We start from the raw sequence: 12,835 nt of genomic DNA, 5'->3' as shown, positions 1-12,835 counted from the left end.
TCGTGGTCCGGGTGCTTACAGGTACGGTCCGCCCGAGCGGCCGGCCGCGGGGCCGCCGTCCTCACCCATGCCCGGGGAGACCCCCGGCGGCAGGGCGCGGCGCATCTGCTCCAACTGGGCCCGCGCGGCCATCTGCTGGGCGAACAGCGTGGTCTGGATGCCGTGGAAGAGGCCCTCCAGCCAGCCCACCAGCTGGGCCTGCGCGATCCGCAGTTCGGCGTCGCTGGGGGTGCCCTCGTCCTGGAACGGCAGCGACAGCCGCTCCAGCTCCTCCACCAGCTCCGGTGCCAGCCCGTCCTCCAGCTCCTTGACCGAGCTGCGGTGGATGTCCTTGAGCCGGGCCCGGCTCGCCTCGTCCAGAGGAGCCGCCCGCACCTCTTCCAGGAGCTGCTTGATCATGCTGCCGATCCGCATCACCTTGGCCGGCTGCTCGACCTGCTCCGTCACCGGAATCTCGCGGGAGTCATCGTCGCCTCCGCCGCCAATCGCCATGCCGTCCTGGCCCACGACCAGGATCTGGGGATTATCCGGCGACCGTTCGTTCCTCGGCATCTCCATGCCGCCATTGTCTCGCACCCGTGCATCTCATCACCGTGGCGCCCCCCCGTACGAGGTGATCCACCGTTCACGGCGTGAAGGTTTGCGTCACTCCTCCGCGCGCTCGGTGACCGTCAGCCGCAGCACCCGGGCCTCACAGTGGTCCAGCCAGCGGATCTCGGCCTCCGCGTGACAGATCAGCTGCTCCAGGACCAGCAGCCGTGCCAGCTCGTCCGGATGCCCGGGGGAGTCGGCCAGCGCCTGGGCACGCTGCCGTACGTGCTCGTGCAGCGCCTGCGACGCGTGCCGGCGCTGGGTCTCGACGACCTCGCGCACGTCGACGCCGGGCGCGGTGACCGCCAGGGCCAGCTTGATCGCCAGCTCGTCGCGCGGCGGACTCGCCCGCTCCACGGGCCGCCCGAACCAGGCCCGCAGCTCGGCCCGGCCCGCCTCCGTCAGCGTGTACAGCGCCCGTCCGCCCTCGTCCTCGCCGTCCTGCGCGACCATGCCGTCCCGCTCCAGCCGGCCGAGGGTCGTGTAGACCTGCCCGATGTTCAGCGGCCAGGTGCCGCCGGTGCGCGCCTCGAACTCGGTACGCAGCCGGGAGCCGTAGCGGGGGCCGCCTTCCAGGAGCGCCAGCAGTCCGTGACGTATCGACATACCAGGATTGTGCAGCCCGTCCGCGTTTTTGGCGGAGTCCGGAATGCCGGACGCGTGCGTCGGTGTGACCGTGGATGCATGACTGGATGGGCGCGTGCGATGCGGACGGCGGGGCTGCTGGTGGCGGTGGTGGCCGGGGTGATGCCGGGCGGCGCGGCGTGGGCTCACGGGGGCGGATCGACGGCTCATGGCTCGGGGTCGGCGTACGCGCGGCAGCATCCGTCGGCGCACAGGATCCTGCCCGCGCCCGATGCCACGCCGACGCACCAGCGCACACCCGCTCATGAACTCGCGCCGGCGTACGAGACCGTGGGGGCGCCCGGTTCCCATGGCGGGCCCGCGCCCGAGCATGTACGGCCCTCCGCCCCTGCCGCTCCCGGCGAGCCGTCCCGTGCCGGGAGCCGGGCCGGGGTGGGGCGGGAGCGGCCGGGACGGGCCGAGGAGCCGGCGACGGAGCAGGGCGAGGACACCACCGTGGCGGCCACCGACCCGGAGAAGGCGGACGGAGGCGACGACGGCGTCGCCGAGAGCGCCGACGCATCCGTGCCGTCCGAGGAGGCCGTTCAGGTCACCCCCACGCCCGCACAGCGGCCTCCGGGGCAGAGCGGGACGCAGGCCGTGGCCCCCGCCGAGCCCGTCCTGCGCGTCCTGCCGCTGGGCAGCGGACTGGTGCTGATCGGGCTCGGCCTGGGGCTGGCGTTCATCGGGCTGCGGCTGCGCCGTTCCTGAGACCCGTCAGCCCACGACGAGCAGCACCTTGCCGATGTGCCCGCTCTCCTCCACCACCCGGTGCGCGGCGCTCGCGTCGCTCATCGGGATCTCGCGGTCGACGACGGGACGGACGTGCCCGGCGGCGATCAGCGGCCAGACGTGTTCGCGTACGGCCGCCACGATGGCCGCCTTCTCACCCAGCGGACGGGCCCGCAGCGAGGTCGCGCTGATCGCGGCCCGCTTGCCCAGGAGCGCGCCGATGTTCAGCTCGCCCTTGACGCCGCCCTGCAGGCCGATGATGGCGAGCCGCCCGTTGACGGCGAGCGTGCGGACGTTGCGGTCCAGGTACTTGGCGCCCATGTTGTCGAGGATGACGTCGGCACCCGCGCCGTCCGTGGCCCGCTCCATCTCCTCGACGAAGTCCTGCTCCCGGTAGTTGATCAGGATGTCCGCGCCGAGTTCGGCGCACTGGTCCAGTTTCTCCTTGGTGCCGGCCGTGACCGCGACCTTGGCACCCACAGCCTTGGCCAGCTGGATCGCCATCGTGCCGATGCCGCTGGAACCGCCGTGCACCAGCAGGGTCTCGCCGGGGCGCAGGTGGGAGATCATGAAGACGTTCGACCAGACGGTGCAGACCACCTCGGGCAGCGCGGCCGCCTGCTTGAGGTCCAGCCCCTCGGGCACGGGCAACAGTTGTCCGGCCGGTACGGCGACCTTCTCGGCGTAACCGCCGCCCGAGAGCAGCGCGCACACCTCGTCACCGACGGTCCAGCCGGAGACGCCGGGACCGATCGCGGCGATACGGCCCGAGCACTCGAGGCCGGGGTAGGGGGAGGCGCCGGGCGGGGGGTCGTAGAAGCCCATGCGCTGCATGATGTCGGCGCGGTTGACGGCGCTGGCCACCACCTCGACCAGCACCTCGCCCTCCGCGGGCACCGGATCGGGGACCTCCTCCCACACCAGGGCCTCGGGTCCGCCAGGTTCGGAAATCGTGATCGCATGCATGAGGGGGACGCTACCCCTCACCGAGGGTGGGACTCAGCCCTGCCGTATCGGGCGGACGTCAGGGGCGATCTGACCGCCCGGGGTCGCCCGGACGACGGTGATCAGACGGTCCGTCAACTGCAGCGTTCCTACGGCCCGGATCGTCGTACCCGAGCACCCGGTGCCCACGTACGACGCTCACCACCAGGTCCTCCGTCTCACGCGGGCCCTTGCCGGCCTCGGCCTTGGTGACCGGCGTTCGACCATGTCGAGCCCGCTGCCCTGCTGGATGAGGTCCTCCATCACCATGCCGGCCGCCGGACTGAGCACGGAGAGGCCGAGCAGCCGTCCGGCCGCACTGGCGCTGGTGATCACCGCGGCGGCACCGGACTGTTTCAGCAGCGGCGCGTTCTCCTCCTCCCGCACGGCGGCCACGATCTTCGCGCCCCGGTTGAGCTGCCGGGCCGTCGGCGTCACCAGCACGGCCGTGTCGTCGCGCCGGGTCGCGATGATGATCTGGCGTGCCCTGTGCACCTCGGCCCGCTTGAGCACCTCGCTGCGGGTCGCGTCACCCATGACCCCGGCGTACCCGTCGGCCGCCGCCGCGTCGATCACCTTGGCGGCGGGATCGACCACGACGACCTGGTCCTTCCCCAGCCCCGTCGCGCAGACGGTCTGGATCGCCGACCGCCCCTTCGTCCCGAACCCGACGACGACGGTGTGATCCCGCTAAGGGCATGGACAACGACCTTGTGCAGCGCGCCCGTTGGGGTGACTCAGAGGGACAGAACTGGGCCGGTCAGGTCCGGCTGTCCTTCGAGGTCGAGGAGGGCCCGCCACCGCTGAGAGAGCAGGAGAAGAACAACCGGACGTACGTCGCGGGACGCGGCGGACGGTACGTCCACACCTACGAAGAGCCGGACCCGAGCGCCTGCAAGACATGCTGGCCGCCATCGCGCCGCCGCCCGCGGGGCAGACGCCCGCCTGGTCCGCCGGAAGCGAGATCTCCCCCATGCGCGCCGCAGAAGCCCGCACCCGGTTCCGGTGGCAGGGGTCCAGAGGCCGCAAGGCAACAGGACCGCCGCAAAATATGATGGCCGTACTGCGGGAAAATATCCACCTGCGGGGCCGCACGCGTCCACTTGGCGGCACCGAGGAAAGTTTTTCATACAGCGGTAAGTAAGGGTTGCGGCTGATCGGCAAAGGATAAGTGGGATCTGCACCCCAATTGACCAGCAGCCATCCGGCAAACCTTAAGGACATAGAAATCCCCCCGTTTCATACGATCACCCATAGGTCTGCCCGATACCTGCACAACGTGTTTGTCGGGCTAATCATTCACCCGTTCGCAGCGCATCCGCCAACGAGATCCGCCGTTAGTTGGAATATGACGAAGGCGACCGGGGAACAGGCGATCGATCCTCTTCCGAAGAGGATGCAGTCCGAAGGAGTCCGAGTCACACGGCTCGGCCCCTTCACATACATCCCAAAACCCGCTCATGACGAGGCGGTAAGCGGAATCCTCGCCCACGGCGGACGGTCTGTCACACTCGAGGCGACCGGGAACGATCTCCAGAATCTCGTACATACCTTGAACATTCTGGAAAGTGGTCTTTCGAGACGCTGGGCGGAGTTGGAAGTCTGAGTGCCGGCGCAAAGGGACGGTCAGCTACGCCATGCACGACGAGCAAACAACTCCCTATTCGCGTTACTCCGCCGAGTTTTCCTATGGCTATGACGACGGCGGCGTACATCAGGAACCTTCTGGGATTCTCTACCCCCCTTTGACGCCGCTGGACTCCGGGTGGGATCCCGCAGAAGAGCTGGCCTTTATGCTGCGGGATGCTGCAGAGGCCGAAAAGCCCATCAGGATTCCGGCCGCACGCGGCGGGGAACCTTCGAATCACGGGTCTCACCGGGAGAACTTGGTCCAGCTCACCGGAGACTTGCCGCCCGTGAAGGCCGCGCCTCGGGACCATCGCAAGACGCGGGACCTGCGCCGGGACAAGCTCCTCACATTCAGTTACCTGATTGCCGCCGTAGCGGCTGTCATCGCGGCGACTGTCAGTGTGTTCGGCGGGATGATCTCTTACGACCCGCTGCTGTTCATCGCGGTCGGCCGTACTGACAGCAGCATCGTCTCCTGGTGGCCTCTGATGGTGTTCGGGCCCTGGCTGGTGGCGTCGTTGTCCATCCTGCGCCACGCGCTGCACCAGCGCCGGTCGTTCCATTCCTGGAGCGTCGTCTTGGTGTTCTCTTCCATCGCCATGGCCATGTGCGTCGCCCAGGCCCCGGACAACCTGATGGGACAAGCGGCGGCTGCGCTGCCGAGCTTCGCGTCACTGGCCTGTTTCCAGCAGCTGGTACGTCAGATCACCCTGACCAGGCCTCCCAGACGTCCACTTCGTCGGCACCGACTGCGATCTGCCGAGTCATCCGTCGGTGAAGGGCGGAGAAGCCCCGACCGCACACCGACGCCGAAGGGCAACGCACACGAACTTTGATCATGAAATACGTAGCATGCCGTGCCGGGGCCGAAGGGTGGTTACCTGACCGGCCTGAACGGTGCCGCCGCTGCTTTCGCCGACGGCGACGGCACCGGGAGCCTCCGGCCCAGACGGCGACGTGGGGGGACCGGATGAGCCCGCACACCAACTCTGAAGACGGCGCAGCCTCGCCGCCAGCGTTACGCAGCCGAACGTGTCTAGCCGGCATGAAATTGATCTTCGTACGGTGACCGCGAAGAAGGCGGCTCGAAGGCCGCGCAGCGCCTAGTCCGGATCGCGGCTCCGCCGGCGCGGACTGGCCACATCTCGCTGCCGCTCACAGTCCGGATCCTGAGCCTGCTCAAGGCTGGAGTGTCACTCGCTTTCGGCCTGCTCCGGGATCGCTCGCTCTGGCGGTGGGAACAGGCGGTCCTCCGGAGCGGGCAGTCCGAAGAGCATGAGAAGCAGCAGCGCCATGACGATCAGAGCTGCCACCCGACAGACGTCCACCGCTCAAGGCCGGGAAGTTCCCCATCCTTGGGTCCCTCTGGTACCGCTCACGGGCTGAGACACGAGCTGACGTCGAGGCGGGACGTTCCATCTCGATGCCGACGGAGAGTGCCACGCCGCCTCTCCAACAGGTGCTCAGACGCCTCGCCAACTCCGACGGCTCCGTTGATCTTCTCGACGCGGCGCACTACGCCACCGTCACTCTCTCCACCACTGGCTACGGCGATGTCAACTACGGCAGCGGGCTGGACCTTGTCGAGCGCCCCGTGTCACGAGATGTTCGCCCGCCTGGCGGGCGATCGTGTCATGGCCCGGAGGTTTCACGTGAAACACACCCCGATACCGGCGGACGCCCAGGGCAGATCGAGGAGTTCCAGCTCCTGACCCGCTCGTGCGCCACCGGGCGGTACGACGGCGAGAGCGTCGGCCGCCGCGATGCCCCGCAGCATGGCCGGCCCGTTGTAGTGCAGCGGCACGGCGACATCCCCGCGCAGCACGACCGGGATGAGCCGGGTGTCGTACGGATGCCCGTGCGCCGTGCCCTGCAACGGCAGCACGTACGGCTCCGGGGCCGGGTGCGCGGCAAGGGTGCGCAGCAGTGGCTCGGCGAGGGTGAGCAGGCCGGAGACGGCGGCGAGGGGGTTGCCGGGGAGGCCGACGAGGTGCTGGTCCTCCTTGGTGCGGGCCAGCAGCATGGGATGGCCGGGGCGCACCTTCACGCCGTCCACGAGGAGTTCGGCGCCGATGCGCTCCAGGGTGGGGTGCACATGGTCGAGGGGGCCGGCGGCCGTGCCGCCGGTGGTGACGATCAGGTCGGCGGTGGAACCGGTGATCGCCTTGTGCAGTGCCTTGGCGTCGTCACGCAGGCGGCGTACGGCGATGACCTCGGCGCCGAGCGCGCGCAGCCAGGGCGGCAGCATCGGACCGAGGGCGTCCCGGATCAGACCGTCGTGCGGCCGCCCCTCGGTGAGCAACTCGTCGCCGAGGACGAGGACTTCGGCGCGGGGGCGGGGTACGGCGGTGAGGGTGTCGTAGCCGGCGGCCGCGGCGAGACCGAGCACAGCGGGTGTCACCAGGGCGCCGACGGGCAGGAGCTGGTCGCCGGAGCGGCACTCCTGGCCGCGGGGGCGGATGTCCTGGCCGTGGTGCATCTCGCGGGTGGCGTGCAGACGGCCCTGGGCGTCGCTGCGGCCGTGTTCGGTGCGCAGGACGGCCGTGGTGTCCGCGGGGACACGGGCGCCGGTGGCGATCCGGACGGCCTCGCCGTCGGTGAGCGGCTCGGGTTCCGCGTGCCCGGCCAGCACCCCCTCGTCCCGTACGTCCCAGGGTCCGGGCCCGGCGACCGCCCAGCCGTCCATCGCCGAGGTGTCGAAAGAGGGCAGGTCGGTGAGGGCCGTGAGGGGGGCGGCGAGGGTGAGGCCCAGGGCGTCGTCCAGGGTGACCGACACGGGGACGCGGCGGGCGGCCCGGGAGCCTGCGCGGGCGGCACGGGCGGCGGTCGCGCGGGCCTCGGGCCAGGGGGTGGCCCGGTGGTGGGCATCCGGCTTGTGGTGGGCGCCCTGGGCGGCGGGGGCCGGGACGTGGGCGGGGCCTTCCTTACGGCCGCCGGGGTCGCCCGCGGGGCCACCGTGCTCGTTCACCAGCGCGAGCACCTCCTCGACGTCCAGGTCCTCGGCGTCCTCGCCGGTCCGGGTGGAGCGGGCGGTCATCCGGCGTCCGGACGGGGCTCGGGCGTGGCGTCCGGGGCCGCGTCCGACTTGGCGTCGGCGGCCTCGTCCGCCCAGCGCAGGGCGAGGGCGGCGGCCTTGCGGGCGGCCTCGGCGACGGCCTGCGGGCCGCCGCCGGCCAGTCCGGCCGCATAACCGACGAGGAAGGTGGTCAGCGGTGCGGCGGGCCTGGCCACACCGTGAGCGGCGTCGCGGGCGAGATCGAGCAGGAGGCCGGTGTCGACGTCGAGGTCGATGCCCAGCTCGTCCTTGGCTGCGGAGATCCATTCATCCAACACGTGCCCATGCTCCCTGATACGTGCCCTGGCGGTGGCGATGTCGTCCCAGGTGTCGCAGTCGAAGGACGCGACGGGGTCGGGGACGCGGGTGAGGTCGAGGCCGGCGGTCAGCCGGCGGAGGGGGAGGCCGGTGAGGCCGTCGTGTTCTGTGGAGAGGGCGGCCAGTGCACGGCCCAGCGCGGGCGCGCGATAGGCGGCCACGAGGGGTTGGTCACGGCCGTCGGCGTCGGTGAGCAGGACAGCGTCGGCGCTGCCCGCCCGCAGGGCGGCCAGCAGCCGCCATACCGTCTGCGCTTCCAGGAAGGGCAGGTCGGCGGAGAGGACGACGACGTGGTCGGCCGTGGTGTGGCGCAGTCCGGCGCCGAGCGCGGCGAGCGGGCCGCCGCCGGGCGGGTCCTCGCGGGCCCACAGCACGGGCCGGGGTGTGGGGCGCGGTTCGGCCACGACGACCGTCCTGCGCGCGTCCGCGCAGGCCGCGAGCACCCGGTCGAGCAGCGCTCGGCCGCCCACGCGCAGGCCGGGTTTGTCGGCGCCACCGAGCCGCCGCGCGGCGCCGCCGGCCAGCACGACGGCGTCGTACGCGGTGCCGGGGACGTCCGAGCGCTCGTACGAGGTCACCCCATGAGTATGGGGGCCGCCGCGATCACAGGGAACGTCCGGGTCAGAGCGTGCGCAGCAGGACCGCCGGCTGTTCCACGCAGTCCGCCACGTAGCGCAGGAAGCCGCCCGCCGTGCCGCCGTCGCACACCCGGTGGTCGAAGGTGAGCGAGAGCTGGACGACCTGGCGCACCGCCAGCTCGCCCTCGTGCACCCACGGCTTGGGGACGATACGGCCGACGCCGAGCATGGCCGCCTCGGGGTGGTTGATGATCGGCGTGGAGCCGTCGACACCGAACACTCCGTAGTTGTTCAACGTGAAGGTCCCGCCGGTGAGTTCCCCGGGCGTGAGGCTTCCCGCGCGGGCCGCCTCGGTCAGCCGGGCGAACTCGGCGGTCAGCGCCTCGGCGTCGCGCGCGTGGGCGTCCCGTACGACCGGCACGACCAGGCCCCGCTCGGTCTGCGCGGCGAACCCCAGGTGCACGCGGTCGAGCCGGACGACCTCCCTGGCCGCCGTGTCGACCGTGGAGTTGAGCTCGGGGAAGCGGGCGAGGGCGGCGGTGCAGATGCGGGCGAGGAGGGCGAGAAGGGAGATCTTCTGCCCGCCTGCCGCGTTCATCGCGGCACGCGCACGCATCAGTTCGGTCGCGTCGGCGTCCACCCAGCAGGTGGCGTCCGGTATCTCGTGCCGGCTGCGGGAGAGCTTGTCGGCGACGGCACCGCGGATGCCCTTGAGGGGGATGCGGGTGCCTGCGGGGGCGGCCTGCGACGGCTCGGGCGCCGGGGCCACGGGCGTGGGCGTCGCGGTCACGCGCGTGTGCGGCTCGGCCGCCGGTGCCGCCTGCCGGGGCGCCGCGTCCGCGACCCGCAGCGCGTACTCGACGTCGGCCCGCAGGATCAGCCCGTCGGGGCCTGAGCCGGCCAACTCCCGCAGGTCCAGGCCGTTCTCGCGGGCGAGACGGCGGACGAGCGGAGAGATCACGGGGACGGGCCCCTCGCCCCGCGGGTTCCCGGGTGCGTCGCTCACGCGCGCAGTGCCGACGGCGACCGTGCCGTTCTGCCGCACGGGTCCTCGGCCTGCCGTCGGCGCGATCCTGCCGTCGGAGCCGTCGTCGGCGGGAGTGGCAGGCCTGCGCCCCGGTGCCGCCGGGGGCACGCGTCCGGGTGCCGCGGGACCGCCCGTCGGTGTCGTCGGGCGCACCCTGCGCCTGCGTGCCGGGGGTGCCCCGGTGCCGTAGCCCACCAGTACGTTCCCCGAGCCCTCGGACTCGGTGTCCGAGGCCTTTGGGCCCACCGCGACCGTCAGCAGCGGGGCGCCGACGGGAAGCTCCGCGCCCTCCTCGCCGAAGCGAGCGGTGACCACACCGCCGTAGGGACAGGGCACCTCGACCATCGCCTTGGCCGTCTCGACCTCGACGACCGGCTGGTCCACGGCGACGACATCGCCGACCTGCACCAGCCAGCGCACGATCTCCGCCTCGGTGAGACCCTCCCCGAGGTCGGGGAGCTTGAACTCCAGCACCTGTGCCATCAGTTCTCGGCCTCCCACTGCAGACGCCCCACGGCGTCCAGGATCCGGTCCACGCCGGGCAGGTGGTGCCGCTCCAGCATGGGCGGCGGGTAGGGGATGTCGAACCCGGCCACGCGCAGCACCGGCGCCTCCAGGTGGTGGAAGCAGCGCTCGGTGACACGCGCCGCGATCTCTCCGCCCGGTCCCCCGAAGGAGCCCGACTCGTGCACGACGACCGCGCGTCCGGTCCGCCGTACCGAGGCCGCGACCGTCTCGTCGTCGAACGGCACCAGGGAGCGCAGGTCGACGACTTCGAGGTCCCAGTCCTCGGCGCGCGCGGCCTCGGCGGCTTCGAGGCAGACGGGGACCGAGGGTCCGTAGGTGATGAGCGTGGCGCTACGGCCCGGGCGCCGCACCACGGCGCGGCCTATCGGTTCCACGTCGGTCGGGTGCTCGGGGTTCCAGGAGTCCTTCGACCAGTACAGGCGCTTGGGTTCCAGGAAGACGACCGGGTCGTCGGAGGCGATGGCGGCGCGCAGCAGTCCGTAGGCGTCGGCGACGGTGGCCGGCGTGACGACATGGAGCCCCGGGGTCGCCATGTAGTACGCCTCGGAGGAGTCGCTGTGGTGCTCGACACCGCCGATGCCGCCGCCGTAGGGGACGCGGATGGTGATCGGGAGCGGCATGGCGCCGTGCGTGCGGTTGCGCATGCGGGAGACATGGCTGATCAGCTGCTCGAAGGCGGGGTACGCGAACGCGTCGAACTGCATCTCCACCACCGGGCGCAGTCCGTACATCGCCATGCCGACGGCGGTGCCGAGGATGCCCGCCTCGGCGAGCGGGGTGTCGGTGCAGCGGTCCTCGCCGAACTCCTTGGCGAGGCCGTCGGTGACGCGGAAGACGCCGCCGAGGGTGCCGACGTCCTCGCCCATGACGTGCACCGAGGGGTCGGCGGCCATGGCGTCGCGAAGCGCTCGGGTGAGGGCCTGCGCCATGGTGGCCGGCTTGACGGCGACGGTGGTCATCAGTGCGCCCCTTCCTGCTCCGCCGCCAGCTCGGCCTCCAGCAGTGCCTGCTGTTCGCGCAGTTGTGGGGTCGGTTCGGCGTAGACATGGGCGAACAGGTCCGCCGGGTCGAGCACCGCGTCCTGGTTCATGCGCTCGCGCAGGTCGGCGGCCATGGTCTCGGCGGCATCGCGCGCGTGCCGCATCCCGTCCTCGTCGAGGAGGCCGCGTTCGGTCAGTTCGTGTTCCAGGAGCGCGATGGGATCGTGCGCCCGCCAGGCCTCGACCTCGGCGTCGCCGCGGTAGCGGGTGGCGTCGTCTGCGTTGGTGTGGGCGTCGACGCGGTACGTGATCGCCTCGACCAGCGTGGGTCCCCGGCCTTCACGCGCGTGCCGCACGGCGTCGGTAAGGACCTCGTGCACGGCGGCCGCGTCGTTGCCGTCGACCAGCCGGCCGGGCATGCCGTAGCCGACGGCCTTGTGGGCCAGGGAGGGGGCCGCGGTCTGCTTGGCGAGCGGGACGGAGATGGCGAAGCCGTTGTTCTGGACCAGGAAGACGACCGGCGCCTGCCAGACGGCGGCGAAGTTCAGCGCCTCGTGGAAGTCGCCCTCGCTCGTGCCGCCGTCACCGACCATGGCGAGCGCGACCACGTCGTCGCCCTTGAGGCGGGCGGCGTGCGCGAGACCGACGGCGTGCGGGAGCTGGGTGGCCAGCGGGGTACACAGCGGGGCCACGCGGTGCTCGTACGGGTCGTAGCCGGTGTGCCAGTCACCGCGCAGCAGGGTCAGCGCCTGGACGGGGTCGACCCCGCGGGCCACGGCGGCGAGGGTGTCGCGGTAGCTGGGGAAGAGCCAGTCCTGCTCCTTCAGGGCGAGCGCGGCGGCGACCTCGCAGGCCTCCTGGCCGGTGCTGGAGGGGTAGACGGCGAGACGGCCCTGCTTGGTGAGGGCGGTGGCCTGCGCGTTGTAGCGGCGGCCGCGCACCAGCTCGGCGTACAGGCGGCGCAGCAGGGCAGGGTCGGACTTCGCCGCCGCCTCGGTGCCCAGCACCCGGTAGGGCTCCGCGTCGGGCAGCAGCGGCGCGGGATCGGTGCGGGGCTGCCAGGCGGGGGGCGGCGATGGCCGGTACGCGCCCCGCTGCTCCATGACCGTCATGACGGCACCTCCTCGTGGGAGCGGCTACGGGAGGCGCGTCGGCTGTGACCCGCCTCACCTACCGATTGTTCGGTCGTCGGCACATTTTGGCTACAGGCCCCTTCAGGCTGTGGACAAACGGTTCTCCACAACCTGGAATGAACGCAGTACGTCCATGGCAGGGAGGCGGGGGGACATGGCACCTGAACAAATGGCCGAGGAGCCCGAGGGCACCGTCCCCCTGCCGCCGCCGCGGCCCCTCGACGCGATCGATCTGGACATCCTGCAGATGCTCCAGGCCGACGGCCGTGCGTCGATAAGGTCGGTCGCCGAACGGGTCCACGTCTCCCGCGCCAACGCCTACGCCCGCATCAACCGGCTCATCGACGACGGCGTCATCCGCGGCTTCGGCGCCCGCGTCGACCATGAGCGCGCCGGTCAGGGCACATCGGCGTACATCACCCTGAAGATCGTGCAGAACTCCTGGCGCACGGTCCGCGAGCAGCTCAGACAGCTGCCCGGCGCCTCCCACATCGCCCTGGTGGGCGGCGACTTCGACGTACTGCTGCTGGTCCACACGTCCGACAACCGGGCGCTGCGCGAACTGGTCCTCACCCGGCTGCAGGCCATGCCGGAGGTACTGAGCACCCGCACGCTACTGGTGTTCGAGGAGGAGGACCTGGAGCCGCAGGGCTGAG

At 71.5% G+C, this 12,835-nt stretch carries 11 protein-coding genes and 2 pseudogenes; 4 read left to right on the top strand and 9 right to left on the bottom strand.

All coding sequences use genetic code 11. The features are described from left to right. Positions 1-15: 15 nt before the first annotated feature. Positions 16-558, bottom strand: a complete 543-nt coding sequence (locus ABZ453_RS37070) for a bacterial proteasome activator family protein (RefSeq protein WP_359022162.1) — start codon at positions 556-558, stop codon at positions 16-18. An 87-nt stretch (positions 559-645) separates the two neighbouring features. After that, positions 646-1,197, bottom strand: a complete 552-nt coding sequence (locus ABZ453_RS37065; RefSeq protein WP_359022160.1) for a PadR family transcriptional regulator — start codon at positions 1,195-1,197, stop codon at positions 646-648. 78 nt (positions 1,198-1,275) lie between these two features. Between ABZ453_RS37065 and ABZ453_RS37060 the strand changes: the two genes are divergently transcribed. After that, positions 1,276-1,926: a hypothetical protein gene (locus ABZ453_RS37060; protein WP_359022158.1), complete on the top strand. Its 651-nt coding sequence runs from the start codon at positions 1,276-1,278 to the stop codon at positions 1,924-1,926. 6 nt (positions 1,927-1,932) lie between these two features. On the opposite strand, the gene ABZ453_RS37055 is transcribed toward ABZ453_RS37060, so the two are convergent. Beyond that, entirely contained in the window at positions 1,933-2,913 is a 981-nt protein-coding gene (locus ABZ453_RS37055) for an NAD(P)H-quinone oxidoreductase (protein ID WP_359022156.1), read from the bottom strand. A gap of 33 nt (positions 2,914-2,946) precedes the next feature. Further along, positions 2,947-3,621: pseudogene (locus tag ABZ453_RS37050) on the bottom strand (NAD(P)-binding protein); the annotation flags it as partial. 947 nt (positions 3,622-4,568) lie between these two features. Between ABZ453_RS37050 and ABZ453_RS37045 the strand changes: the two are divergent. Continuing rightward, complete coding sequence (locus ABZ453_RS37045; protein WP_359022154.1) at positions 4,569-5,396, top strand: DUF2637 domain-containing protein; 828 nt, start codon at positions 4,569-4,571, stop codon at positions 5,394-5,396. A 470-nt stretch (positions 5,397-5,866) separates the two neighbouring features. Then, positions 5,867-6,118 (top strand): annotated as a pseudogene (locus ABZ453_RS37040) (ion channel); the annotation flags it as partial. Positions 6,119-6,208: 90 nt separating this feature from the next. Here ABZ453_RS37040 and ABZ453_RS37035 read toward each other — a convergent pair. From ABZ453_RS37035 to pdhA, 5 genes are read right to left on the bottom strand one after another with little or no spacing between them, the layout of a single operon-like run. Beyond that, the gene (locus tag ABZ453_RS37035) at positions 6,209-7,597 is read right to left on the bottom strand and encodes a molybdopterin molybdotransferase MoeA (RefSeq protein WP_359022152.1); all 1,389 of its coding nucleotides are present in this window, start codon (positions 7,595-7,597) and stop codon (positions 6,209-6,211) included. Continuing rightward, entirely contained in the window at positions 7,594-8,511 is a 918-nt protein-coding gene (locus tag ABZ453_RS37030; RefSeq protein ID WP_359022150.1) for an NTP transferase domain-containing protein, read from the bottom strand. The genes ABZ453_RS37035 and ABZ453_RS37030 overlap by 4 nt, the downstream gene beginning before the upstream one ends. 43 nt (positions 8,512-8,554) lie before the next feature. Beyond that, positions 8,555-10,021, bottom strand: coding sequence for a dihydrolipoamide acetyltransferase family protein (locus ABZ453_RS37025; RefSeq protein WP_359022148.1), 1,467 nt, complete (start codon positions 10,019-10,021; stop codon positions 8,555-8,557). Beyond that, positions 10,021-11,025 carry an alpha-ketoacid dehydrogenase subunit beta gene (locus tag ABZ453_RS37020; RefSeq protein ID WP_359022146.1) on the bottom strand — a complete coding sequence of 335 codons (1,005 nt, stop codon included), beginning with the start codon at positions 11,023-11,025 and terminating at the stop codon, positions 10,021-10,023. The genes ABZ453_RS37025 and ABZ453_RS37020 overlap by 1 nt, the downstream gene beginning before the upstream one ends. After that, positions 11,025-12,158 carry a pyruvate dehydrogenase (acetyl-transferring) E1 component subunit alpha gene (gene pdhA / locus ABZ453_RS37015; protein WP_359022144.1) on the bottom strand — a complete coding sequence of 378 codons (1,134 nt, stop codon included), beginning with the start codon at positions 12,156-12,158 and terminating at the stop codon, positions 11,025-11,027. Before pdhA ends, ABZ453_RS37020 begins: the two co-directional genes overlap by 1 nt. Before the next feature lie 190 nt (positions 12,159-12,348). Here pdhA and ABZ453_RS37010 point away from each other — a divergent pair, with 190 nt between their 5' ends. Next, positions 12,349-12,834: an Lrp/AsnC family transcriptional regulator gene (locus ABZ453_RS37010; protein WP_133044336.1), complete on the top strand. Its 486-nt coding sequence runs from the start codon at positions 12,349-12,351 to the stop codon at positions 12,832-12,834. Position 12,835 lies beyond the last annotated feature (1 nt).

This window comes from Streptomyces sp. NPDC005799 (assembly GCF_040630525.1).
Taxonomy (GTDB): Bacteria; Actinomycetota; Actinomycetes; order Streptomycetales; family Streptomycetaceae; genus Streptomyces; species Streptomyces griseorubiginosus_B.
The sequence above is the reverse complement of the archived record's forward strand: the minus strand, read 5'-3'. Positions and strand labels throughout refer to the sequence as shown.

What these genes read in the sequence shown, in the direction of transcription:
- ABZ453_RS37070 (WP_359022162.1), bottom strand. Translation starts at nt 558, where the DNA reads ATGGAGATGCCGAGGAACGAACGGTCGCCGGATAATCCCCAGATCCTG.
- ABZ453_RS37065 (WP_359022160.1), bottom strand. Translation starts at nt 1,197, where the DNA reads ATGTCGATACGTCACGGACTGCTGGCGCTCCTGGAAGGCGGCCCCCGC.
- ABZ453_RS37060 (WP_359022158.1), top strand. Translation starts at nt 1,276, where the DNA reads ATGACTGGATGGGCGCGTGCGATGCGGACGGCGGGGCTGCTGGTGGCG.
- ABZ453_RS37055 (WP_359022156.1), bottom strand. Translation starts at nt 2,913, where the DNA reads ATGCATGCGATCACGATTTCCGAACCTGGCGGACCCGAGGCCCTGGTG.
- ABZ453_RS37045 (WP_359022154.1), top strand. Translation starts at nt 4,569, where the DNA reads ATGCACGACGAGCAAACAACTCCCTATTCGCGTTACTCCGCCGAGTTT.
- ABZ453_RS37035 (WP_359022152.1), bottom strand. Translation starts at nt 7,597, where the DNA reads ATGACCGCCCGCTCCACCCGGACCGGCGAGGACGCCGAGGACCTGGAC.
- ABZ453_RS37025 (WP_359022148.1), bottom strand. Translation starts at nt 10,021, where the DNA reads ATGGCACAGGTGCTGGAGTTCAAGCTCCCCGACCTCGGGGAGGGTCTC.
- ABZ453_RS37020 (WP_359022146.1), bottom strand. Translation starts at nt 11,025, where the DNA reads ATGACCACCGTCGCCGTCAAGCCGGCCACCATGGCGCAGGCCCTCACC.
- pdhA (WP_359022144.1), bottom strand. Translation starts at nt 12,158, where the DNA reads ATGACGGTCATGGAGCAGCGGGGCGCGTACCGGCCATCGCCGCCCCCC.
- ABZ453_RS37010 (WP_133044336.1), top strand. Translation starts at nt 12,349, where the DNA reads ATGGCCGAGGAGCCCGAGGGCACCGTCCCCCTGCCGCCGCCGCGGCCC.